The organism is Geosporobacter subterraneus DSM 17957 (assembly GCF_900142145.1).
Taxonomy (GTDB): domain Bacteria; phylum Bacillota; class Clostridia; order Peptostreptococcales; family Thermotaleaceae; genus Geosporobacter; species Geosporobacter subterraneus.
In genome coordinates this window covers 34871-57918 of sequence record NZ_FQZV01000008.1, presented here as the reverse complement: position 1 = coordinate 57918, position 23048 = coordinate 34871, and the positions used below count along the sequence as shown (strand labels likewise).

23 protein-coding genes are annotated in these 23048 nt (G+C 38.8%); 20 read left to right on the top strand and 3 right to left on the bottom strand.

The genetic code is table 11. The features are described 5' to 3' along the window. The 9 genes from BUB56_RS03640 to BUB56_RS03610 all read left to right on the top strand — a co-directional run bounded on the left by BUB56_RS03640 (position 1) and on the right by BUB56_RS03610 (position 5976). On the top strand, positions 1-378 hold the full coding sequence (locus tag BUB56_RS03640) for a YbaN family protein (RefSeq protein WP_207650390.1): 378 nt from the start codon (positions 1-3) through the stop codon (positions 376-378). Between the two features lie 157 nt (positions 379-535). Next, the gene (locus BUB56_RS03635; protein WP_110940024.1) at positions 536-1498 is read left to right on the top strand and encodes an AEC family transporter; all 963 of its coding nucleotides are present in this window, start codon (positions 536-538) and stop codon (positions 1496-1498) included. Positions 1499-1692: 194 nt separating this feature from the next. Then, positions 1693-1848 carry a hypothetical protein gene (locus BUB56_RS19790; RefSeq protein ID WP_242946209.1) on the top strand — a complete coding sequence of 52 codons (156 nt, stop codon included), beginning with the start codon at positions 1693-1695 and terminating at the stop codon, positions 1846-1848. After that, the gene (locus BUB56_RS19785) at positions 1842-2033 is read left to right on the top strand and encodes a hypothetical protein (protein WP_242946208.1); all 192 of its coding nucleotides are present in this window, start codon (positions 1842-1844) and stop codon (positions 2031-2033) included. Before BUB56_RS19790 ends, BUB56_RS19785 begins: the two co-directional genes overlap by 7 nt. After that, positions 1973-2308 carry an aminotransferase class I/II-fold pyridoxal phosphate-dependent enzyme gene (locus BUB56_RS20260; protein WP_334292822.1) on the top strand — a complete coding sequence of 112 codons (336 nt, stop codon included), beginning with the start codon at positions 1973-1975 and terminating at the stop codon, positions 2306-2308. The genes BUB56_RS19785 and BUB56_RS20260 overlap by 61 nt, the downstream gene beginning before the upstream one ends. Positions 2309-2406: 98 nt before the next feature. Further along, a complete protein-coding gene (locus BUB56_RS03625) occupies positions 2407-3300 on the top strand; it encodes a DMT family transporter (protein WP_110940023.1) in 894 nt (297 codons plus the stop codon). An 81-nt stretch (positions 3301-3381) separates the two neighbouring features. Further along, positions 3382-4107 carry a class I SAM-dependent methyltransferase gene (locus BUB56_RS03620; protein ID WP_110940022.1) on the top strand — a complete coding sequence of 242 codons (726 nt, stop codon included), beginning with the start codon at positions 3382-3384 and terminating at the stop codon, positions 4105-4107. Positions 4108-4588: 481 nt separating this feature from the next. Next, positions 4589-4951, top strand: a complete 363-nt coding sequence (locus BUB56_RS03615) for a VOC family protein (protein ID WP_110940021.1) — start codon at positions 4589-4591, stop codon at positions 4949-4951. 260 nt (positions 4952-5211) lie between these two features. Further along, entirely contained in the window at positions 5212-5976 is a 765-nt protein-coding gene (locus BUB56_RS03610) for a MerR family transcriptional regulator (RefSeq protein WP_110940020.1), read from the top strand. 66 nt (positions 5977-6042) lie between these two features. On the opposite strand, the gene proC is transcribed toward BUB56_RS03610, so the two are convergent. Beyond that, positions 6043-6852: a pyrroline-5-carboxylate reductase gene (gene proC, locus BUB56_RS03605; protein WP_110940019.1), complete on the bottom strand. Its 810-nt coding sequence runs from the start codon at positions 6850-6852 to the stop codon at positions 6043-6045. A gap of 421 nt (positions 6853-7273) precedes the next feature. On the opposite strand from proC, the gene BUB56_RS03600 reads away from it, so the two are divergent. From BUB56_RS03600 to BUB56_RS19310, 10 genes are all read left to right on the top strand, one after another. Continuing rightward, complete coding sequence (locus BUB56_RS03600; RefSeq protein ID WP_110940018.1) at positions 7274-8134, top strand: S-layer homology domain-containing protein; 861 nt, start codon at positions 7274-7276, stop codon at positions 8132-8134. Between the two features lie 12 nt (positions 8135-8146). Then, positions 8147-9697 (top strand): DUF4855 domain-containing protein, encoded by a 1551-nt coding sequence (locus tag BUB56_RS03595; RefSeq protein WP_110940017.1) that lies wholly within the window; start codon positions 8147-8149, stop codon positions 9695-9697. A 127-nt stretch (positions 9698-9824) separates the two neighbouring features. Then, the gene (locus BUB56_RS03590; protein ID WP_110940016.1) at positions 9825-11885 is read left to right on the top strand and encodes a BglG family transcription antiterminator; all 2061 of its coding nucleotides are present in this window, start codon (positions 9825-9827) and stop codon (positions 11883-11885) included. A gap of 150 nt (positions 11886-12035) precedes the next feature. Next, positions 12036-12470 carry a PTS sugar transporter subunit IIA gene (locus BUB56_RS03585; protein ID WP_110940015.1) on the top strand — a complete coding sequence of 145 codons (435 nt, stop codon included), beginning with the start codon at positions 12036-12038 and terminating at the stop codon, positions 12468-12470. 57 nt (positions 12471-12527) lie between these two features. Beyond that, entirely contained in the window at positions 12528-13910 is a 1383-nt protein-coding gene (locus tag BUB56_RS03580) for a PTS ascorbate transporter subunit IIC (RefSeq protein WP_110940014.1), read from the top strand. 137 nt (positions 13911-14047) lie between these two features. Next, positions 14048-14341 (top strand): PTS sugar transporter subunit IIB, encoded by a 294-nt coding sequence (locus BUB56_RS03575; protein ID WP_110940013.1) that lies wholly within the window; start codon positions 14048-14050, stop codon positions 14339-14341. Positions 14342-14525: 184 nt separating this feature from the next. Then, positions 14526-15377 carry a transketolase gene (locus BUB56_RS03570; protein ID WP_110940012.1) on the top strand — a complete coding sequence of 284 codons (852 nt, stop codon included), beginning with the start codon at positions 14526-14528 and terminating at the stop codon, positions 15375-15377. Continuing rightward, complete coding sequence (locus tag BUB56_RS03565; protein ID WP_110940011.1) at positions 15365-16321, top strand: transketolase family protein; 957 nt, start codon at positions 15365-15367, stop codon at positions 16319-16321. The genes BUB56_RS03570 and BUB56_RS03565 overlap by 13 nt, the downstream gene beginning before the upstream one ends. A gap of 213 nt (positions 16322-16534) precedes the next feature. Beyond that, positions 16535-19447, top strand: a complete 2913-nt coding sequence (locus tag BUB56_RS03560; protein ID WP_110940010.1) for an N-acetylmuramoyl-L-alanine amidase — start codon at positions 16535-16537, stop codon at positions 19445-19447. A 96-nt stretch (positions 19448-19543) separates the two neighbouring features. Beyond that, on the top strand, positions 19544-19681 hold the full coding sequence (locus BUB56_RS19310; RefSeq protein WP_190014141.1) for a hypothetical protein: 138 nt from the start codon (positions 19544-19546) through the stop codon (positions 19679-19681). A 31-nt stretch (positions 19682-19712) separates the two neighbouring features. Here the strand turns inward: BUB56_RS19310 and BUB56_RS03555 are convergent, their stop codons facing one another. Continuing rightward, positions 19713-20393 (bottom strand): YczE/YyaS/YitT family protein, encoded by a 681-nt coding sequence (locus BUB56_RS03555; protein WP_110940009.1) that lies wholly within the window; start codon positions 20391-20393, stop codon positions 19713-19715. 521 nt (positions 20394-20914) lie between these two features. Between BUB56_RS03555 and BUB56_RS03550 the strand changes: the two genes are divergently transcribed. Continuing rightward, positions 20915-21082 (top strand): aspartyl-phosphate phosphatase Spo0E family protein, encoded by a 168-nt coding sequence (locus BUB56_RS03550; RefSeq protein ID WP_110940008.1) that lies wholly within the window; start codon positions 20915-20917, stop codon positions 21080-21082. A gap of 128 nt (positions 21083-21210) precedes the next feature. Here BUB56_RS03550 and BUB56_RS03545 read toward each other — a convergent pair whose 3' ends face one another. Next, the gene (locus BUB56_RS03545) at positions 21211-22815 is read right to left on the bottom strand and encodes a peptide chain release factor 3 (protein ID WP_110940007.1); all 1605 of its coding nucleotides are present in this window, start codon (positions 22813-22815) and stop codon (positions 21211-21213) included. Positions 22816-23048 lie beyond the last annotated feature (233 nt).

Sequence of the window (23048 nt, the reverse complement as noted above, 5' to 3'; positions counted from 1 at the left end):
ATGAAAATCATATTGATGACAATTGGAACCATTAGCCTGGGATTGGGAGCTGTCGGTATTGTTCTGCCGATACTTCCAACTACTCCATTTATTTTGCTGTCCCTTGCCTGTTACATGAGAAGCAGCGACAAACTGTATCATTTCGTGCTTTCAAACAAATATCTTGGGCCTTATGTGAAGGATTATGTTTCTGGCCAAGGGATTCCACTAAAAGCAAAAAAGAGGGCAATCTTTTTAATCTGGCTAACCATAGGATTTTCTACTGTATTCGTCATCGATAAAATCCTTATTAGAGGGATGCTGCTGATCATTGCCGGCGGTGTGACGGCATATATCTGGACGAGGAAGTCTGCAGAGCGCAATATAAATGAGCACTAGCCTACAAAATAGGAATCTATCAGAGGATAGGTTCCTATTACATTTTAATTAAAAAATACTCAGAAATGTAGGTTTATTATAAGAAAAATGTTATACTTTTATATTAGCTTTAGCAATGATTATGCTTATACTTTATCTGGATTAAAGGAGTGAGAGGATGTCTATATTTTTTCATATTCTTGGGTTTAATGTGGTACCGATTTTTACGATGATCATATTAGGTTTTGTCTTAGGAAAAAAATTTAATTTAGATATCTATACCCTGAGTAAGTTGAACTTTTATTTGTTTGTGCCAGGTTTTATTTTTTTTAATCTATATACCAGCAATCTGGATTTTAGTCTGCTGAAAGTACTTTTGTTTTGTGTTTTATATATGGCAGTCAATGATATTTTATCCAGATTCATTGCCGGAATCCGTAAGTACGATACCGATATGACAAATGCCTTCAAAAACTCTATTATGTTCAATAACACAGGAAACATAGGACTATCTCTGATTACATTAATTTTTGGAAACGCACCCTACATTATTAACGGGCAAAAACCCTATCTCAGCGAAGCACTGGCTACACAAATCATCGTTTTGGTATTTATGAATATAACCATGAATACAATAGGATTTTATAATGCAGGAAGTGCTAAAATGAAATTTAAAGATTCTATAGGTCAGATATTTTCAATGCCATCCATATATGTCATATCATTCGCCCTTTTAATGAAATATTTACACATTGATTTAACGGGAATACCTATATGGCCGGCTATTGGGTACTTGAAAGACGGACTGGTGGCAATGGCATTATTAACCTTAGGGGTCCAGCTTTCAAGAACAAAGTTTGATTTCGGAAGTATAGATGTTTATATTGCTGTAACTGTGCGGCTCATCCTAGGACCGATACTGGCGCTGGCCCTAATAAATTTATTTGGTTTCTCTAAGGTTACTGCACAAACATTGCTGATTTCTTATTCTGTACCAACAGCAGTCAATACGGCATTGATTGCAGTTGAATGTGACAACTGTAAGGACTTCGCATCTCAGGTGGTTGTAGTATCAACGGTTTTTAGCTCTATTACTTTGACATTGGCTATTTTCTTCGCAAGAATTATATTTCCGGCCTAGTGATTTTTTATTGCTCCTTAAAAAGCAGACTTTTAAAAGTCGAAATTTTGTGTATAATTTATTTAGGGTTACAAGTTATTAGAAGGTGGATATATCTATGGCAAAGAAATTATTCGCAGATTTAGAAGCGGGTTTTAGAAAATAAAACAGATATTAACAGCGATGATTCATTTATAGAGAAGGGATGGTGTGTAATGCCTAAATTTGCTCAACGTATGACAGCCATGGAGAAATCCGCAGCGGTTATTCGAAACTTATTCAGCGCCATGAATGATCCGGAGATGATTTCTTTTGACGGTGGTGTCCTGCTAAAGAAGCCCTTCCAATCGATATTGTCCAGGATTTGTTAACCAAAAAAGGAGTTAAGGGAAAGATTGAAAATGTTATGATTACCAGCGGGGGCCTTGAGCCGATGAATCTTGTGTGCCAGCTGTATATTGATCCCGGTGATGTGATTTTAGTGGAGTCACCTACATTTGTACATTCCAAAACCCTACAGGCAGAACTCTGTCCCTGGACAGAAGACAAAAAGTAGCTGAATTAGGCAGCAAGTATGATGCGGTAATTTTAGAAGACGATCCTTACAGAGATATTCGTTACAGCGGCAGTGATTTGTTACGGATTAAAGCCTTTGATGAAACTGGCCATACCCTATTGGCCAATAGCTTTTCGAAGATATTTTCACCGGGGAGCAGACTAGGCTATGTGCTTGCCAGCCATGAGGTGATGTCTAGGTTGTTCAATGCAAAGACAGCAACCAACTCACATTCGTCTACTATCCCCCAAGTAATCTGTTCCAAATTGAAGTAGAAATTAAAGTGAGTCAAGTGGCATGAAGCCATTTGACTCACTTTATCAATATATTTGTCCTGGGACGAATTTTGATCTAAACAATCAGGAGGGATAAGGTGAGAGGAAAAATAAAAATTATCACGGCCATGCTTGTCTTCGGAAGCATTGGCGTGTTTGTGAAAAATATTAATCTATCATCCAGTGAAATTGCATTACTAAGAGGAATCATCGGAAGTTTATTTTTAATTTGCGCTAGCTTTTTTTCCAAGCAAAAGCTTTCCATGACATCAATAAAAGAAAATATAATCATGTTAGTATTATCCGGTGCAGCCATAGGTTTCAATTGGATATTTTTATTCCAAGCTTACAAATATACGACGATATCTAATGCAACCTTAAGTTATTATTTTGCGCCCATATTTGTTACGATGTTATCCCCCTTTATCCTAAAAGAAAAATTATCTCCAGGGAAAATCGGCTGTATTCTTACGGCAATGATAGGGCTGTTTCTAATTGTTAGTATGGGAGAGAAAAGTGTACTTGGGACGTATAATCATCCTGTTGGAATAGCCTATGGACTCTCGGCGGCAGTCTTATATGCCAGTATTGTACTTATGAATAAATTCATAAAAAACCTCTCTGGTTTTGAAACAACGGTCATTCAATTAATCATAGCAGCCTTAGTGCTTGCACCCTATGTTTTTATGAAGGAAAACATGGATTTAGGAAATATGAATGCTACAGCCATCATATGTATTCTAATATTGGGTATAATTCATACTGGAATTGCATACTTTTTGTATTTTACTTCTATTCAGGAACTAAAGGGACAGACCATAGCAGCTTTAAGCTATATTGATCCGATTTCAGCAGTCATCATTGCAGCAATATTCCTAGGAGAGAATATGGGTTTTATTCAGGTGATCGGGGGCATCCTCATACTGGGTTCCACTTTTTTAAGTGATCGAATAGATGCAAAGCCTTACAGCGTAAGCAATATTGAAGCCTAAGATATGCAGCTTAGATAGGTGTGCATAGTTTAACAACTTAAGAGAGTATGCAATTCTAAAAATATGAAAGGGTGTGATCCTTTGGGTTTTTACGAGGAAATTTCTAAGTACTATGATTATATTTTTCCTGTTGGAAAAGAACAAGTCAATTTTATCATGGGGAAAGCTGGGAACCCCCCAAAGATGATACTGGATGTTGCCTGTGGAACAGGCGGATATTCCATAGAGCTTGCAAGACGAGGATATAGGGTAACTGCAGTTGATTTGGATAGACGAATGGTAGAAGAATTAAGAAATAAGGTTTTAGACAACACCCTAGATATAAATGTCATCCAAGGAAATATGCTTGAGCTGGATAAAAAACTAGATGCCAAATATGACTTGGTCTTTTGTATCGGAAATTCTCTCGTGCATCTTGATGGAGAAAACGAAGTAGAAGAGTTTTTGAGAGTTATGAAAAATTTATTAAATGAGAACGGTAAGCTGGTCATTCAGATCATCAACTATGACAGGGTAATAGCCAAAGATGTTCGTTCTTTGCCTACGATAGAAAATAAAGATATAGGACTGACATTTAAGCGTAACTATCGCTATGATCAGGTCTTGCATAAAATTTTCTTTAAAACAATTCTGGAAGTTGACGGAAATGAAATAGAAAACGAAATACCATTACTTCCTATATTTGCTGATGATATTGTAAAAATGTTGGGTAAAGCTGGATTTACCGGTATTCAGCTATATGGAGACTTTAAGGAAAGCCCTTTTGATAAAAATAATTCCTATGCTTTAGTGCTGGTAGCATCCTAAAGAAGACTTTTATGAATTTACTAAAAATTGTAATTTTGCTATAATTTTACTATACAAAGGGGGTGAACTATGAATAAAATTGAGTTGATCAAAAAAAGACAGACGCAAATCCAAAGGATAGTAATCCTTGATATTAATGATTGCAGTGATTTTTAAGTTAAAAGAACTTTGAGATTACATAATAGTATTGATTTTTAGAAAAGATATTGTGTTTATCTGACATTTTTATAGAATAATAAGCACATCATAGGCGTCAACGTAATCCAATTATTTCCAAATAAACCTTAGAAGCATGTCATTCTGAGCGTTAGCGAAGAATCTTATAGAACATAAGCAAGATTACTTTTGATTATCAGAATATATCATCTAGCTTAAAGATCCTTCGACTCCGTTTTACTCCGCTCAGGATGACAAATTATGGGTTAAGTTGACGCCTATGATAAGCACATTAGTTAATGAAATGATAGGAGGATGAAAAGGAATGAAATTTTGTTGGGTTACAGTAATGGTTAAAAATATGGAGGAATCTTTAAGATTTTATCAGGAAATTGTCGGTCTTCCGATAAAAAGAAGGTTTGGAGCAGGACCAGGGGTAGAAATTTGTTTTCTGGGAGAGGGAGAAACCGAGGTTGAATTAATCTATAATGAGAACAGTAAAGAATCAACCTTTGGGCAGGATATTTCCCTTGGTTTTGAAACAAACTCCGTAGAAGAAATGATGACCTTCTTAAAAGAGAAAGGAATCGACATACATAGTGGGCCTTTTGAACCGAATCCCCATGTAAAATTCTTTTATGTTAAAGATCCAAATGGATTAAAAATTCAATTTGTAGAGAATCGATAAATATACATAAGAGAGTAATGAAAGCGCCGAGAAGCTTATGGAACTACGGAAGGATAATTAAGCATTCAAACCTCTTGTTTTAGCAAAATTATTCAGCATCTGTGAAAAACAGATGCTTTCTTATTGAACGGATGTGATAAAAATGTCATACAATAAAAAACTAGGTAAGTGTATATTATAGAATCATAAAAAAAATTCAATTACCCGTTGACTTTGACGCAGCGTAAAGGTGTATGCTTATATTATCAGGAGGTGAGAACATGGAATATACAGTACAAAAGTTGGCCCAAATTGCAGGTATCAGTACACGAACCTTAAGGTATTATGACGAGATTGGACTTCTTAAGCCGGCAAGAATCAGCTCGTCAGGATATCGGATTTACGGACAAAAAGAGATTGATCAGCTGCAGCAAATACTGTTTTATAAAGAACTGGGCGTAAACTTAGAAAGCATTAAAGACCTAATGACAGCTCCTGATTTTGACGAGGGAAAAGCTTTAGCAGAACATCGGGAGAAACTTATCGAAAAGAGGGCACAGTTAGATTTGCTGATTGCAAATGTAGAAAAAACAATTGCGTCTAAAGAAAGGGGTATTCTAATGAAAGATAAAGAAAAGTTCGAAGGATTCAAGAAAACATTAGTTGAAGACAATGAAAAGAAATATGGCAAAGAAGTTCGTGAGAAATACGGAGACGAAGCGGTCAATCGATCCAATAATAAGTTAAAAAATATGACCCAGGAAGAATATGAAGAGATAACGAAACTGGGAGAAAAAGTACTCGAAACCCTGTATGAAGCATTCCAAACGGGAGATCCTGCAGGCGAACTGGCCCAGAAGGCAGCGGATTTACATCGCCAGTGGTTAAGCTTTTATTGGGATCAATACACGAAGGAAGCCCATGCGGGAGTGGCTCAGATGTATGTAGACGATGAAAGATTTACGGCTTTTTATGATAAAAAGCAGCCTGGAATGGCAAAGTTCCTGAGAGATGCAGTACTGGTTTATACAGGGATGAAGGGGTAAAATGGGATTGATTGCAAAGGGCAAGCAGGGAATTTGTGCTTGCCCTTTTTATTTTTAAGCATTTGACTATAATTTACTGATGCTCTTCGTCTTTTCTACACATCTGTTAACAGCTTTAATAACAGCAGCCCGCAGGCCATTTTCTTCAAGACTGGCAATTCCTTCGATGGTTGAACCGCCTGGGGAGCATACCATATCCTTTAATTCTCCTGGATGAGTATCTGTTTCAAGTACCATTTTTGCTGCACCCAACACAGATTGCGCTGCAAAAACATAGGCTTGCTTTCTGGACATTCCATGCATCACAGCACTGTCTGCCAGTGCCTCAATAAACAGGTATACAAAGGCAGGAGAGGAGCCGCCTACGGCACTGGCAGCATCCATTAAATTCTCTTCGATCAACTCCACTCTACCAAAGCTCTCTAAGAGAGCTTTAATCTCTTCTTTTTCCTTCTCAGTAACAAATGGATTTATACTGAGCGATGTCATGCCCTCACCTATTAGCGATGGCGTATTGGGCATGGCTTTAACCATTTTGATGTCTCGGCCAAAACGTTTGATATTTTGGTCAAGGGTTTGCCCTGCAGCGACTAGAATGATAATTGCATCAGATTTTACAACATCCTTAATTTCTCCAATAATAGCTGCATATAGATGGGGCTGAACCGATAGAAAGACAACATCACATATTTCTGCTACAAGCCGATTATCCTGGGTAATATGGATATTATGTAACTTCTTTGCTTTTTCAAGATTTCCCATTGACGGGTTAGATGCATAAATCTGATTTGGCTTGATCTGTTTAGATTTTATTATTCCTTGAATCATTGCCATTGCCATATTGCCACAGCCAATAAAACCAATTTTTTTGTCCATAGAAATGATCCTTCCTAAGATACTTATGATGAATTGCATAGTATATTATAGCATGCCGGAAAAAAACAATACATATACTTACACAATGGATAGAAGAACCAGCTGAAACTCAAAATTATTTGCAAACTGGGTTATAGACAAACAAAAGCAGCCAGAACGAAAAGACTGGCTAAGGATCTTAATATCATCCGCCACAGCAATTGTAATCTCAGTAGTAACATAGTAATAAAAAATATACAAAATAAAAATGATAGAGAATAGCAATAGCTTTTAGGAGTAATCTGCAAAATACCATTATTTACAAAAAAAATTCTACCTTTTTTCAAAGGGATACATGGAGCCCTGTCGAAATCTATAAAAGTATGCACAAATTACCCAAAATAGATAAAATAACCTGATATGCTATAAGGAGGTTCTACCTTTGAAAAAATCCAAATGGCTAGCCGGATGCCTGGCTTTTACAGTACTGACCAGTTCAAACACTGTTTTTGCAAAAGGCCCTGAATTTAATGATATTGGGGCATCCTTTGCAAAGACTTCCATTATCAATCTTTATAACAAAGGAATTATGAAAGGCGTTTCAAACGACCGATTCGCTCCAGATCAGGAAATGAAGCGAAAGCATTTTGCGGTAGTCATTGCAAAGGTGTTGGGTATTCAGCCGGTGTTTCCTGAAAAGCCTACCTTCGTAGATTTAGATGTATCACAGTCAGAGTCTGGATATGTGGAAGCTCTGGTTCAACTGGGGATTCTAGCTGGCAGAGGGGAGTCCAAATTTTGGGGTGACCGTCCTGTGATACGTCAGGATGCAGCAGTTATTCTATATCAGGCTTTTACCAATAATGGCGATATAGATACGAAGAGGATTGCCTATGAAGATGGGGCGAAGATTTCATCTTATGCAAAGGCTGCTGTAGCATTTGTAACGGATCAAAACTTCATGACCGGAAAAGGAAACATGTTTATGCCTCAAAATCTTCTTACCCGGGCGGAAGCCGCGGTAATTGCAAACAAACTTTTAGAGAGGGGAAATTTAGCAGGTGACTATTTTTGGGGTGTTTCTCCAAAGGTTATAGAGATAAAGGTGGGAGAACAAAAAGAAATCCAGGTATTGAGCCAAAAAGAACTTATAGCTTATACACCTGTGTTTGGAATAGATAACCCCGAAATTGGCACAATCTCTGAAAATGGCATATTTAAAGCAATAAAACCAGGAAAAGCACAGATTACTGTAAATCTTGGCAGCCGTTACCATGAGGTTGTAGTTACAGTCAAACAATAGGGGGATCAGCAAATGCTAAAACATAAGATACTGTTTGTAGTTTTCATTTTATTACTACTGCCCATAACAAGTCATGGAGAAACTGTCAGTTATAAGGTTGAACAGCATGCACCGGATGCAGGGTTTCAGCGGATGGAATACAAATCTTATCCTGGGGCTGTAGAGGGGCTGCTGTCCAAAAGTGAAGCCTGGGTTGGTTTTTTTCGCCAGGAGGGACGCGATATTACCGTTGATCTGGGAGAACGAAAACCGATCGGTGAGATTTCCATGGAGTTTCAACAGAATAAAGGCTCAGGAATCCTACTGCCTAAGTTTTTAGAGGCTTCCATATCTATAGACGGAGAACACTGGAGTTACTTAGGGCGGGTGGGACATTTGGTTTCAGCATCGGATACAACAGTGCAAAACCGTAAGCTGTTGCTAAGCTTCAGACCGATGGAAGCCCGTTATGTTAAATTAAGCTTTCCGGTAGATGTCTGGGTTTTCGCAAGGCACTTAACCATCAAGGAAGACGTGAGAAATACGACAATTGAGAGACCTGCCATCCTTGCCCAGGGAGACCGGTTTAAAGGTGCATCCGATCAGTACCTAAAAATACCGGCAATAGATGATATTCTATTAATTTACACTACAGGACACGGGGATTTAGGTCTTTGGAAAAAGGACGATTTTTTACCTCTAGTTAGTTATATGGATTCAAACAGAAAGGTGAAGGACCGTTTATTTGATACCTTCTTATTCCTGCCTTTTCCAGAGATGAAAAGCACCCAGGCAGCGTGGGAGGATTATTTAAAGAGTTTGTTTAAAGAGGGAGAGCAGCTGGATGCTCTGAATCAAGTAAGCCGGCAAATGCAAAATACCTATTCTGATCTAAATATAAGACCAAAAGTAATATTGACCATTCCCTATCCGGAAGCAAAGCAAGAGGTCTTTGCAGAAAACGTGTCTTTCAACGCTGAAACCATAGGTAGTAAAGCAGCTTTAACAAATCGTCAAAACGCAATTGAAAACTATCTGAACCAGTTAATGGCTGCATGGGAAACCGCTAAATATGAAGGGATTGATTTAGCAGGTATTTACTGGTATAAAGAAACTATGGACACTACAATTCCTGATGAAGAGAAGCTTGTACGGTATGCAGCAGAGCTTGTGCACGCTAAGGGACATAAGCTTTATTGGATCCCTTTCTTTGGCTCAAAAGGATATGAGAAATGGCAGGATTACGGTTTTGACTATGTGATATTACAGCCCAATTTCTATGCCAAGGAAGATCCACCCAAAGAGAGAATGGACAATGTGGCAGCTCTGGCGAGAAAACATCATTTGGGTGTTGAACTGGAAATTGATGATAAAGCATTAACCAATCGCTTCTATTATGATCTTTTCTATCAACAGCTGGACGCCGCTTCCGAATTAGGCTTGGATGAAAAGACAACCAAGGCCTACTATATGGGTGCAAAATCTCTGTTAAACGCATATAAGAGCAATATTGCACCGGTGCGAAAAATATATGATGATGTATACCTCTGGATAAAGGGGAACTATAAACCAAAGAACAGCTAGATTGATTCTAGCTGTTCTTTGGTTTATATAAAAGTACAGTCTAAGTTTTGCACGATGAATGTACAAATATTACGCTAACGAATCATTTTTCCTTTTGGTAGAATAAAGGTAAGGGGGGATTGGCTTGATGCAATGGCAGTTAGATACCAGGTGCAAAACGATTCTAGAATTATTGATCAGCCGTGAAGATTATATTTCCGTACAAGAGATCGGGAAAATCTTAAATATCTCTAAAAGAAGTGTATATTATGATCTTAACAAGATTAATGATTGGTTAAATATGCAGCGTGTTACCGAGATCCAAATTGAGAGAAATAGGGGAATATACCTTACTTCCATTACCCGTCAAAAAATAAGAGGGTTAATCAGCGATACCCATCAATCACATTTTTACACTTTATCACCAAGAGAAAGAACAGGATTGATGATATGTTCTTTATTGGGTTCTTCAAAGCCTATCTACATCGAGCAATTATGTCAAATATGTGATATAAGCCGAAATACTGCTTTTAATGACTTGAAAGATGTTCGAAAGAAACTGGAACGATATAGGCTGCAATTACTATTTGAGCCTCATGTAGGTTATAAAATTGAGGGCCCGCTCATTAAACAAAGAGCGCTGTTCTTATACTATTTTCAACCGCTAATTGATTTAATCACCAATAAACATATTTCCAATATGAGATATCTGCCATTTTATGATGAGATACAGGTCAATGAGTATCTGACAAAGTTAAAAACCATCGAATCAGAGCTGGGTACAGCCTATGTGGAGGGAATGCTTTTATCACTAGCCACATTGGTTTTTGTCATTTCCAATCGAGATGACTGTATTGAATTCGACGAAATCGGAATAGAAGAAGTATCTTCAACCAGAGAATTTCAAGTAGTTAGCCAATTTTTAAGTGAATTATCGCTGCAGGAGAGAATATATGTTGCAATACATTTATTAGGATCAAGGGTTCAAGTACCAACGGTTAAGCCCCAATCGATCGATACCATTAATTTAGCCAGGAATCTTGTGCTTGATTTTCAAAGGTTAGCCTGCGTAGTGTTTGAAGATAGTGATCAACTGGTAAATCTTCTGGCACAGCATTTAAATATGTCAATATATCGGTATCGATATGGAATACAAATAGGAAATCCATTAATGAGCGAAATTCAATCTAGCTATCCGGACCTGTTTGATATTACCCGAAAGGTTTGTAAGGGTTTACGGCAGACTTTGGGAGTACCGATTCCGGAAAGTGAAGTGGCTTATATTACGATGCATTTTGGGGGATTCCTCAATAAAAGAAACTACGGCAGTTCAAAGTGCAGGGTACTGATTGTATGTCCTAATGGCATCTCTACAGCCAACATGTTGAGGGGAGAGATTGAGAGTCTGCATCCGGATATTGAAATCAGTGCGATGGTTCCGGTAAAAGAGGTCGAGAGCTACTGCCCAAAAAGCGATTTTATTATTACAACTGTAGATATGAAGGCTCCAATTCCGGTCATAAGAGTAAGTCCAGTAATATCGGAAGAAGACAGGATTCGTATTCTTTCTAGGGTAGCCCAGAAAATATCCACAAATATCCATAATAATATCACATTGGAAAGAATTTTTAGAATTGTCAAGGAATATGTCCATCCCCAAAACCACAGTAAACTCAGGAATGACCTGCTAAGGGCATTTGAAAATGCTCCTCTTCATATACCCAGACCAGCCTCCTCTATACGGCTAAAGGATGTAGTGATTCCCAGTCGTATCCAGTTTAAAAATTCTGCTCGGGACTGGAAAGAAGCCATCATTGAAGCCTCTAGACCTCTGCTGGATGAGAAAGTGATAGAACCACAATATATAGAAGCCATGATTCTAAATATTGAAAAGTATGGACCTTATATCGTGATTGCTCCTAAGTTGGCCTTAGGTCACGCTTTACCTCAGGATGGGGTAAATTCTTTAGGCCTATCCCTTCTATGCTTGAAAGAACCTGTATCTTTCTTTTACATACCTGTCCATATCATATTTATTTTGGCACCTATCGACAAAAGCAGCCATTTAGGAATGATGAAAGATATGATGGAATTGTTTGCTGAGGAAGAAAATATTAATCACCTGCTGGCAATGAAGGATCCAGGCTGTGTATTGAAATTTATAGAAGAGAATATAAAAAAAGAGAATCTTGTATTGGATGAAGACTAGTACGGATATTCGACAAAAGCAGCTATAGTATTTTTTTGCACAATATAAGGTGTAAATATTGTTCTTCACAAACAAGGACCCTGTATCTACAATAGTAGGTAATAGAACGTCCTTCCAAAAAGAAGAAAATAATGAAACGGAGGACTAAAGGTGCATGATTTAATATCTCTTGACAATATAATCATTATTGACAGTGTAAAGGACTGGCTTGAAGCAATTGAAACAGCCGTACGGCCCCTGGTGGAAAACGAATATGTGGAGGAAAGGTATATCCAAGCCATCATAGATAATACAAAAGAATATGGTCCCTACTATGTGCTTGCACCAAATATAGCAATGCCCCATGCCAGACCGGATCAAGGCGTTCTTAAAAAGCAGATTGGTATTCTTCTTCTACGAAATCCCATCAAGTTTTCCGAGGATGGATACGAAGTTCGATTGATTATCACTCTGGCAGCCACAGACAGCAAATCTCATCTGGAAGCTCTTGGCAGACTCTCAGAATTACTGGGAAATGACGCCCATGTCAGTAAAATAATTGATGCCCAAGATAAAGAAGAGATTTATCGTCTTTTTCAACTCTAATCTTATTGAACACAGCCTAAAGCTGTGTATAAATAAAAAAAGGAGGTAGATTATTTTATGGGAGATTTCTTAAACTTCATCCAGCAGATTCTTTCTACACCATCATTATTAGTCGGAGCAATTGCACTTATTGGATTAATTTCTCAGGGGAAAGCTATCGAGGACGTCATTAAAGGAACCATTAAGACAATACTTGGATTTATTGTTATTGGTTCAGGGGCAGGAATACTTGTTGGAGCTTTGAACTATTTTGGTGAACTCTTTAACTTCGCCTTTGGAGTGCAAGGGGTGGTTCCAAACAATGAAGCAATCGTATCACTGGCATTAAATGATTATGCTTCGTCAACTGCATTGATTATGGCTTTTGGAATGTTTGCCAATATCATCATTGCCCGCTTCTCTAGATTAAAATACATCTTCCTAACAGGGCATCACACATTGTATATGGCAGCATTGATTGCAGTGGTTCTAACGGTAGGCGGACTTAAAGGCTGGCAGCTTATTCTTTCCGGTTCCTGTGTTTTAGGATTTACAATGGTCTTTTTCCCCGCTTTGGCACAAAAGACTATGGAAAAGATTACTGGGGATGATTCTATTGCATTTGCACATTTTGGAACACTGGGATATGTGTTCTCTGCTTGGCTGGGCAGTAAATTCGGCAACAAGTCAAAATCTACGGAAGATATTAAATTCCCAAAACGTTTATCCTTTATGCGGGATACATCTGTGGCTATTGCATTGACAATGTTCCTATTTTTTATGATCGTGACATTTATCGCAACAACCCACGCTGATTTTGATCCGGCGATGATTGGCGGCAATAACTGGTTCCTATTTTCAATCATCCAGGCATTAACCTTTGCAGGGGGCGTATATATCGTATTGGCAGGGGTCCGTCTACTTATTGCTGAAATCGTTCCGGCCTTTAAAGGTTTCTCAGAAAAGATCGTTCCTGACGCAAAACCAGCCCTGGATTGCCCCATTGTGTTCCCATTTGCGGAGAATGCTGTACTGCTAGGCTTTTTAGTATCATTTGCCGGGGGCTTAGCCGGACTAAGTATACTTGTATTAATGGGTGGTTCATTAGCATTAATTCTTCCTGGCGTAATTCCTCATTTCTTCTGTGGGGCTACTGCCGGTGTTTTCGGAAATGCAACAGGTGGTAGAAGAGGTGCGATATTAGGTGCCTTTGGTCATGGACTTCTGATTACTTTCTTACCAGCATTTCTTATGCCGGTTCTGGGATCTCTTGGATTTGCAAATACAACTTTTTCAGATGCAGATTTTACTGCTGTGGGAATTGTATTAGGCAATATTGCAAGAGTGATGCAGGGTTATGGGCTGATGGCAATTTGTATTGCACTGCCAATGATTCCAATCCTATATAATATTTTTTACCCGCAAAAAAGCAATACTCCTGCAGCGAATAAAGGGTGCTAAAAACACCCTTTCCTTTTATTGTCTATCTTTTATTGTCTATGGATAAGATGCTTTTGTACTCTTTTGGGTTATATGCAGAACTGAAAGAATCCATTGAATCATGGGATAATCATTAAATGAGTAAAGGGGAGAAGCGTATGGCGATAAAAAAAATACAGTGTGTATGTGGAAGTGGTCTAGGATCTTCATTCTTAGTTGAAATGAATGTAAAAAAGGTGCTTAATAAGCTGGGGGTTACGGATATAACAGTGGAGCATAGCGCAGCTACAGATGCCTACAAGGGGAGTGCAGATTTATTTATTTGCGGTAGAGATATGTATGACGTATTATCTAAGTTTGGTCCCTGCATAACCCTTAACAACATTATCTCTTTGCCAGAATTACAGGAAAAGTTAGGAGCTTTTTTAGCAGAAAAGGGTGTTATCAAATAGATAATACCCTGAGCCTGATGACAAACCCCTCCTAAGATCCTCTCGACTCCGTGACAAGGCCACTTTTTCTGAAATAGATCATTGAAAAAAGTGACCTCGTCAAAGTCCCTGCTCGGAAGCTTAGGAGGGGTTTATTGAGCAACATTACTTTGTCAACAACCTTTAACCGGAGGATGGTGAAAATATGGATGATTTAAAAAGGCTGTCTGCAAAAATTCGGTTGGAAGTCTGTAGGATGTTGAAGAAAAGAGGTTTTGGCCATCTCGGTGGAGCTCTATCCATCGTAGAAACTTTATCAGTTTTGTATGGGGATGTAATGAAAATAAATCCCCAGAATCCAGCCTGGGAGGATCGGGACTGGTTTGTTCTGTCCAAGGGCCATGCAGGCCCTGCCTTGTATGCAACCCTTGCAATTCGCGGATATTTTCCAATGGAAATGCTGGATACATTAAATGATAACGGGACAAGGCTTCCTTCACATCCGGATCGGATGAAGACGCCAGGGGTGGATGTGACTACCGGCTCCTTAGGCCAAGGCATTTCATTGGCTGTAGGAATCGCCAAATCCTTTCAGCTCAGCGAAAAGAGCAATAGAGTATATACAATCCTTGGTGATGGGGAATGCAATGAAGGGCAAGTATGGGAAGCCCTGCAGTTTGCGGCTCATCATAAACTTTCAAACCTAGTTATTTTTATCGATGAGAATCATAAACAATTGGATGGTCCTACACAAGAGATTATGGAATTATTTGACCTAAAGAATAAATTAGAAGCCTTCGGTTTTGCTGTGAAGAGAATCAAGGGAAATGACGAAGCAGAGATCAAAAAAACGATTCACCAGATGTTTGAGGTAAAGAATCAGGCTTGCTGCATTATCCTGGATACAATTAAGGCACAAGGGATTTCGTATTTTGAGAACCTTCAGGATAATCATCATATTCGTTTTTCAGGTGAAAGTGAGCTGCAACTAAATGCAGCCATCGAAATGCTTGAAAGAAAACTGAAAGGTGGAGGTAGACTAGGATGTTTCAGTTAGCTGAAAAGCAGCAGCCAAAGGAACTGCGGGCAGTCTACCAAGAAACCCTTATGGAGTTGATGGAAGAAAATGAGAATATCATTGTATGTGATGCAGACCTGGTGAATGCCTCAGGGACTGGAAAGTTGTTTAGAAAATATCCTAAACGGTGTATCAATATGGGAATCAGTGAAGCCAATATGATCGGTGCAAGCTGCGGCATGTCCTTAACGGGAAAAATACCCTTTGTTCATACTTTTGCTCCTTTTGCAACCCGGCGCGTCTTTGACCAGCTTTATCTTTCAGGATGCTATCAGCAAGCCAATATAAGAATATACGGTTCTGACCCTGGATTCTGGGCGCTGCACAACGGGGGAACCCACACTTCTGTTGAAGACTTAGCTTTGACGAGAGCAGTTCCCCAGTTAACAGTAATAGCTCCAGCCGATGCTGCTCAATTCAAGTGGGTTATAAAAAACACGATTGACAGGTACGGTATGTATTATTTCCGTTGTGCACGAAAGGCCGTTCCAGACATCTATAGTGAAGGCTCACAATTTGAAATAGGCAAGGGAAATATCATTTGTGAAGGAACCGATATTGCTATATTTGCTATTGGTGAAATGATAGCAGAGGCAATAAAAGCGAGAAAAATACTGGAAGAGTACGGAATTTCCAGCACCATCGTGGATATGTTTACGGTAAAACCACTGGATGAAGAGCTCGTCAGGGAAGTGTCAAGAGGGAAACGGGTTATTGTCGCAGCAGAAAACCACAGTAAAATTGGGGGCTTAGGATCGGCGATTGCAGAAGTCCTAGCGGAAAGTCCCATAGAGGCACCATTCATAAGCATTGCTATACAGGATCATTTTGGAGAAGTAGGTACCCAGGATTATCTACAGCGTAAATTTGGATTAAATGCCGATGCAATTGTCAGTAAAGTTTTAGAGAAGTTAAATATATAGAATTTAATCAGTCTATGATTGTTTGAAAAGTATCTATTCTTTAAATAGATACTTTTCTTTGCTTCAAGTAAAAAAAGCCTTTCTAAATAATTCACTAAATGGAAGAATTGTTACAATTATATTAAAAATTGCTAATAGGGCAGGGCATTCGTCGAAGGATGTAGAAATATTACTAAAACACGGGGCTTACATAATATCTATAAGGGGTGGACTATGAAAAAGATTACGAGAATCAGTATTACAATCGTCCTATTGGCTTTCATTCTACAGATTTGGATGCCACATGCTTCCTCTGATCCAATACATAGAGGGGAGCTTCGAGGACTGTGGGTAGCAACTGTATTAAACATCGATTACCCGTCAAAACCGACTGAGGAACCAGAAGTATTGAAGGCTGAAGCGTTAAAAATATTAGATCATGCTGCCGATATGGGATTGAATGCTGTTTTCTTGCAGGTTCGACCAGCCTCTGATGCAATCTATAAATCTCGGTATTTCCCGTGGTCTAAATATTTAACAGGGAAACAGGGGCAAGCGCCTAAAGATGGTTTCGATCCCTTGGCGTTTTGGATTGCGGAAGCCCATAATCGGGGAATAGAGCTCCATGCATGGATTAATCCTTATAGAGGTACAAAGAAAACTGCGGTAGAATTAAATCATGATCTTGCCTCATTGGACGCAACAAATCCGATTCGGCTAAAACCTGACTGGATTGTGAAACACACCGACGGCAATTTTTATTATGATCCAGGGCTTCCGGAGGTACGTCAGCTGGTGATTGACGGAGTACTTGAGATTATTGAGAACTACGATATCGATGGTATTCACTTCGATGATTATTTTTATCCCGGTAAAGACTTTAACGATAAAGCCGCCTATGAAAAATATGGAAAAGGCTATAGCAATATCAATGATTGGCGTAGAGAAAATGTAAATCTGCTGATACGTGATTTATCAGAAGCTATTAAACAGACTCAAAAAAACATACGGTTCGGGATTAGCCCTTTCGGTATATGGGCAAATAGTAACACCAATCCCCTTGGCAGTGACACCAAAGGAATGCAGTCCTATTATGATCAATTTGCAGATACCAGAAAGTGGGTAAAAGAAGGATGGATAGACTATATCGCACCGCAAATCTATTGGAACATAGGATTTGCAGTGGCAGATTACAGTAAGCTGCTGTCATGGTGGAAAGATACGGTCAATGGCACTGAGGTTGATTTGTATATCGGACAGGCTGCATATCGGGCCGGAAACCCTGATCCATCAAGTCCTTGGTATGGTATTTCGGAGATAGAAAAACAGCTCCAACTCAATACCCATAGCCCAGAAGTAAAGGGGAGCATCTTTTTCAGCTACAAATCCTTCGAAAACAATCCAGCCCTCGCTGGTGCAGTTAAAGCCTTCTATGAAAAGAAGGATGGATTTACTGTCAGGGTTCCTGTCAGTGTATCAAGACCGGCGGATAATATAAAGACAGGCTTAAGCCAATATTATTTAAACGGGGCCTCAGATCCGGAACAACCCCTATTTCTGAACGGGAAACCTGTAGAAAACCGATCTCCTCAAGGATACTTTGGCATACTTGTACCTTTGGAGAAGGGGGCAAATCAGTTTACTTTTTCACAGGAGGGATCCTATGTAACCCGTGTAATTTTTCGGGAGACGCCTTCTGCAGCCGCCAAGAAGTTAAGTGCTGCAGAGATTCCTGCTGCATCGGTCTTCCCGAAAGAGCAGGAATACCGAACACCGGGGGAAAAAATAACGCTTTCCTGTCAGGCGCCAATTGGCTCTAAAGTTACGGTAAACCTTGGGGGAAAAAGCTATACCATGAAACCATCGGGGTTATCAGCCAGTGGACAGGGGATTTTTGCTGATACATATACTCATGTATATACTATACCGACCTATGCAGGAACCCCTCGCATAATCGATCTAGGGACTCCGGTCTACACAATGAACTATAAAGGAGCTACTAAGACAAGCAAAGCCCCAGCGAAAATCGGTGTAGTGATGAAAAACGCTCCTTTTTATGCAGAAGTAGTAAAGTCCGTTGCAGATACCTATTCTACGCCAACGACGGGTAATGGAGCGGCCTATGAACTTTACAGCGGAATGACAGACTATGTGACGGGAATGACAGGGAATTTTGTTCGTCTATCTTCCGGACAATGGATCAATAAAAAGGATGTTAAAACCTATGCAACCCAAAGTCCATTAACTACAAAAATTCAAAAGGCGGAGTATAGTACTGGGGAGAAATGGGATACTTTAAATATTGACCTGTCAAAGCTAACAACTGTATTCTCCTCTTTTGACGGAAATGTAGTCAAACTTGATATATCAGCAGCAGCTGGAGGGGTGATACCCACCTTACCTGAGGAAGCTATGGTCTCTTCTGTTGCTGTTTTACAAAACACAAATAGTCTGCAGTACACATTAACACTTAAGAAAGATCATTTTATCGAAGGATATTTTATTGAAAAAACACCAACAGGAATAGCATTAATGCTGAAAAGGCCAGTAGTATCTGTAGGAGGAGATCAACCGCTTGCAGGGATTACTATCATGATAGACCCTGGGCATGGAGGGAGTGACACTGGTGCACTAGGACCTTTAGGTGCAGCCAATGCCGAAAAATCTATTAATCTAAATACTGCACTTAAGCTGCAGCAGGAACTGGAACAGCTTGGAGCCATCGTACTGATGACAAGAAATACGGATATAGATGTATCTTTAGAGGAACGCTTAGCTGCTTCAAGAAATGCAAGACCAGATTTGTTTATCTCCATCCATGCAAATAGTATGGGAGATAACGTCGACATCGCAAAGATAGATGGGTTTTCAGTATTCTATAGAGAAAAGCTGGCTCAACTAGCCTCGGAGAAAGTGTTTATGCATACCTTGGATACATTAAAGCGTAATAGCAAAGGACTGCATAATAAGAATTTTTATGTTACCAGAGGGACATGGGCACCTTCTATATTAATCGAAAGTGGATTTGTCCCAAATCCTTATGAGTACGAGTGGCTCATTAACGATGAAGATCAGGCTTTACTGGCAAAAACTTTAGCAGAGGCTATTCTACAGTACTTTTCTACGCCAAAATCACCTATAAAATAAAGTGCCGGTGATCTTAAGGATGCAATAGAATAACTCTATCTGATTCAAAGAATAAAATTATAGGAAGTAGGCATAATATTTTAGAGGTGAAATATTATGAAAAAGAAAAAAGATGAAGCAGTAAGAGATGAGCTATACAATCCTAAACTGACTGATGTCAATAGAGCAAGAGAAAGACAAGAAATCGTAGATCCTGAAAAAGGTCCTGAAAACAAGAAGAGAAAAAACAAGTAGAAATAAATGGCCCGCACTCCAAGCGGGCCATTTATTCTTCAACCTCCGCATGTTCTTTGTTCTTATAAAGAAGCTTTCGCAGGAGATTTACGTCATCATCAATAAATCGGTGTTGAATCTCAGCCACATCAAAATGAAACAGCTTAAATGTAAACTGTACAATATAGCCGATTGCCAGGGCTGTAATCAAAGTGCCAAACCCAATAAAGCCCCCCAATAGATATCCTGCAGTTAGAACACTGATTTCAATGGCATTTCGAATAAATCTTACCGATTTGCCGGTTTTTTTAGTGAGTGCCACCATAAGGCCATCTCTTGGACCAGAGCCCAGACCTGCACCTATATAGAAAATGCTGGCGATCCCGATTACAAACATTCCTAAAATCAGCATAAATAATCGAGGAATCCAACCTTCAAAAACAGGTATGAGATAGTTTAGCATCAATATATCCATAAAGTAACCAATAAAAAACATGTTTCCCACTGTCCCCCAACCTAATCTTTCTCCTAATAAACTGTCTACAATAATAAGGATAAAGCCTACCCCTATGCTTGCCTGTCCCATTGTAATGCCTAAGGTCTTTGAAAGGCCCTGATGGAAAACATCCCAAGGGGCTAGACCAAGAGCGGCGTTTATTGTCATCACGATGCCCACGGCATAACACAAAAGACCTGCAAATAACCTTGTGATACGAATTAGTGCGGTTTTCATACTGATCCACCTCCATAAATTGCTTTAAAAGATTAGGTATCTTTTATCTGATCTATTCAAAGTATAAGGCTGCTTTAGTTATAACAGTCAGACCATAACGATAACTCATGTCTAAAAATAGGGGCAGAATTAATTCTCTGCCCTTATTTTTAAACATACATTCCAAAATGATCTTGGATAAACATTCTTTTTAGTCGAATGTGCTCTTGATATTCATCTTCGCTTATAATACCATTCTCTTTCATTTTGGTAAGAAGATCAATCATCTGAATACAGAGTAATCTTAGATCATTTTCTATGGATAGGGTATTAATACTCATGTATCCACTCCCATCTCTGTAAAAAATTTTACAATTCTTTCCGCTCCGCTATATGTGTTATTCTATAAAAGGAGCGATTATCCTCTATTAGAAAAAAATGTTATTTATGCTAATATTTTGTAGATTTTTCTGTTGAAACGGAATTGGTTCAGGTATATAATACTATTATTAATAGTTAAATATGAATTGAGAGGTTATACAATGAATAACTTTGAGGAAATTTCCTGTAAAATCGAAAAGCTGAGGGACCATATGAATCAACTAATCATTCAAGACCCCGACCTCAAAGACCCTCGAATATTAATCATCAGCAAAGAGCTTGATGAACTCATTAACCAGTTTTGTAAACGCCTAGACAGTGAAGGTTAAACAATGATTGAGAAATAATCTTGATTCTACTATAAAGCCTACCCAGTAAACAAAAAGATCCCACTGCGGTCAATAGGACCTTTGAGAAGGGATTTTTTTGTAGTTGGTTTTTTGCACTTTTTAGTTATTTATTTTCTTAAAGAGATTTCCTTTAACTGAGCCTGTTTATTACGGTCTTTTACCTGTTGAATAGACCATTCGTTTTGAAACAGCAGTACAGGGTGACCATCCTCATCTTCTACAATCATAGTATCCATAGTAATGCTAAAGGTTTTTGGATCAAAATGATCTATTTCAACCCAACGGATGTATCGATAAGGAAGTCTCTCCATTATAATGTCCACACCGTATTCATGCTTGAGCCTATACTCTAAAACTTCGAACTGCAGGGCACCAACCACTCCTACAATCAATTCTTCCACACCAATATCCGGTCGCTTGTAAACCTGAATGGTACCTTCCTCTGCAAGCTGAGTAATTCCTTTTATAAACTGCTTACGCTTAAGGGAATTTTTCGTAAAGACTTTTGCAAAATGTTCCGGCGCGAATACGGGAATGCCTTCATACTGTAATTTTGTCTGATCCTGACATAAGGTATCGCCAATTTTAAAGATTCCGGGATCATGAATTCCGATAATGTCTCCCGGGTAAGCTGTCTCTACAACAACACGATCCTGGGCAAGAAATTGCTGGGGCTGGGCTAATCTTACTTTCTTGTTTTCCTGTACGTGATTTACAGTCATACCTTTCTCAAACTTACCGGAGCAGATTCTTAGAAAAGCAATCCTATCTCTATGGGTAGGATTCATGTTGGCCTGTATTTTAAAAATAAAGCCTGAAAAGTTATCTGATTCGGGATTTACGTTACCGATATTACTGGAACGGGGCTGTGGAGGTGTGGTAATGTTTAAAAAGGACTCTAAGAAAGGCTCTACACCAAAATTCGTCAGGGCACTTCCAAAGAATACCGGTGTTAGTTCTCCATTGAGTATTTGATCCAGGTTAAAGTCATCTCCCGCCATGTCTAATAAATCGATATCATCTATCAGTTTTCGATGGAGATCTTCGCCAAGTAAATCTCTAAATTTAACATCTGAAATATCACCAATAACGGCCTTGGCTATAGATTGCCCATGATTGCCGTCATTGAAAAGCTCGATTTGCTTTTTCTGTCGGTTAAAAACCCCTTTAAAATTTCTATCGGTGCCAATAGGCCAGTTCATTGGGTAAGAACGAATACCAAGAACTTGTTCGATATCCTCCAAAAGTTCGAAAGGATCCTTTCCAGCACGATCCAGCTTGTTGATAAATGTAAAGATTGGAATTCCCCTCATCTTACAAACATGGAACAATTTCTTCGTTTGATCTTCAACCCCTTTAGAGCAGTCAATCACCATAACAGCACTGTCAGCAGCCATTAAGGTTCTATAGGTGTCCTCGCTGAAATCCTGATGGCCAGGTGTATCCAAGATGTTGATGCAATAACCATTATAATCGAATTGAAGTACACTGGAGGTTACCGAGATCCCTCTCTGTTTTTCAATTTCCATCCAGTCGGATACTGCATGATTTTGTGCCCTTCTTGATTTGACAGATCCCGCCAAACGAATAGCCCCGCCGTAGAGCAGCAGCTTTTCCGTTAGGGTTGTTTTCCCTGCATCTGGATGGGAAATGATCGCAAAGGTTCTTCTTCTACGAACTTCATCAATAAAGCTTAAGATTTCATCAGCCATTTTTTCCTCTTCCTTTATTATAAATTGTGTTCAATCCTTCAGGAATTATTTTAGTATAACCTTTTAGATTTTATCCTTCTATTCTTTTTCTGTCAATTATCTTTCTATAAAAGCAGAAATTTTCCAATAAGATTGAAAAAACTTTATCGAGAATATTGCCGGATTATCGAGGTGATATAAGAAAGTGTTTTAAATGAGTGAAAACTTATTTTCAATAGATTTCTATTACCACA

Excerpts from the sequence above, each read along its gene's own strand:
- BUB56_RS03640 (WP_207650390.1), top strand. The coding sequence starts at position 1 with ATGAAAATCATATTGATGACAATTGGAACCATTAGCCTGGGATTGGGA.
- BUB56_RS03635 (WP_110940024.1), top strand. The coding sequence starts at position 536 with ATGTCTATATTTTTTCATATTCTTGGGTTTAATGTGGTACCGATTTTT.
- BUB56_RS19790 (WP_242946209.1), top strand. The coding sequence starts at position 1,693 with ATGCCTAAATTTGCTCAACGTATGACAGCCATGGAGAAATCCGCAGCG.
- BUB56_RS03615 (WP_110940021.1), top strand. The coding sequence starts at position 4,589 with ATGAAATTTTGTTGGGTTACAGTAATGGTTAAAAATATGGAGGAATCT.
- BUB56_RS03610 (WP_110940020.1), top strand. The coding sequence starts at position 5,212 with ATGGAATATACAGTACAAAAGTTGGCCCAAATTGCAGGTATCAGTACA.
- proC (WP_110940019.1), bottom strand. The coding sequence starts at position 6,852 with ATGGACAAAAAAATTGGTTTTATTGGCTGTGGCAATATGGCAATGGCA.
- BUB56_RS03595 (WP_110940017.1), top strand. The coding sequence starts at position 8,147 with ATGCTAAAACATAAGATACTGTTTGTAGTTTTCATTTTATTACTACTG.
- BUB56_RS03590 (WP_110940016.1), top strand. The coding sequence starts at position 9,825 with ATGCAATGGCAGTTAGATACCAGGTGCAAAACGATTCTAGAATTATTG.
- BUB56_RS03580 (WP_110940014.1), top strand. The coding sequence starts at position 12,528 with ATGGGAGATTTCTTAAACTTCATCCAGCAGATTCTTTCTACACCATCA.
- BUB56_RS03575 (WP_110940013.1), top strand. The coding sequence starts at position 14,048 with ATGGCGATAAAAAAAATACAGTGTGTATGTGGAAGTGGTCTAGGATCT.
- BUB56_RS03570 (WP_110940012.1), top strand. The coding sequence starts at position 14,526 with ATGGATGATTTAAAAAGGCTGTCTGCAAAAATTCGGTTGGAAGTCTGT.
- BUB56_RS03565 (WP_110940011.1), top strand. The coding sequence starts at position 15,365 with ATGTTTCAGTTAGCTGAAAAGCAGCAGCCAAAGGAACTGCGGGCAGTC.
- BUB56_RS03560 (WP_110940010.1), top strand. The coding sequence starts at position 16,535 with ATGAAAAAGATTACGAGAATCAGTATTACAATCGTCCTATTGGCTTTC.
- BUB56_RS19310 (WP_190014141.1), top strand. The coding sequence starts at position 19,544 with ATGAAAAAGAAAAAAGATGAAGCAGTAAGAGATGAGCTATACAATCCT.
- BUB56_RS03555 (WP_110940009.1), bottom strand. The coding sequence starts at position 20,393 with ATGAAAACCGCACTAATTCGTATCACAAGGTTATTTGCAGGTCTTTTG.
- BUB56_RS03550 (WP_110940008.1), top strand. The coding sequence starts at position 20,915 with ATGAATAACTTTGAGGAAATTTCCTGTAAAATCGAAAAGCTGAGGGAC.
- BUB56_RS03545 (WP_110940007.1), bottom strand. The coding sequence starts at position 22,815 with ATGGCTGATGAAATCTTAAGCTTTATTGATGAAGTTCGTAGAAGAAGA.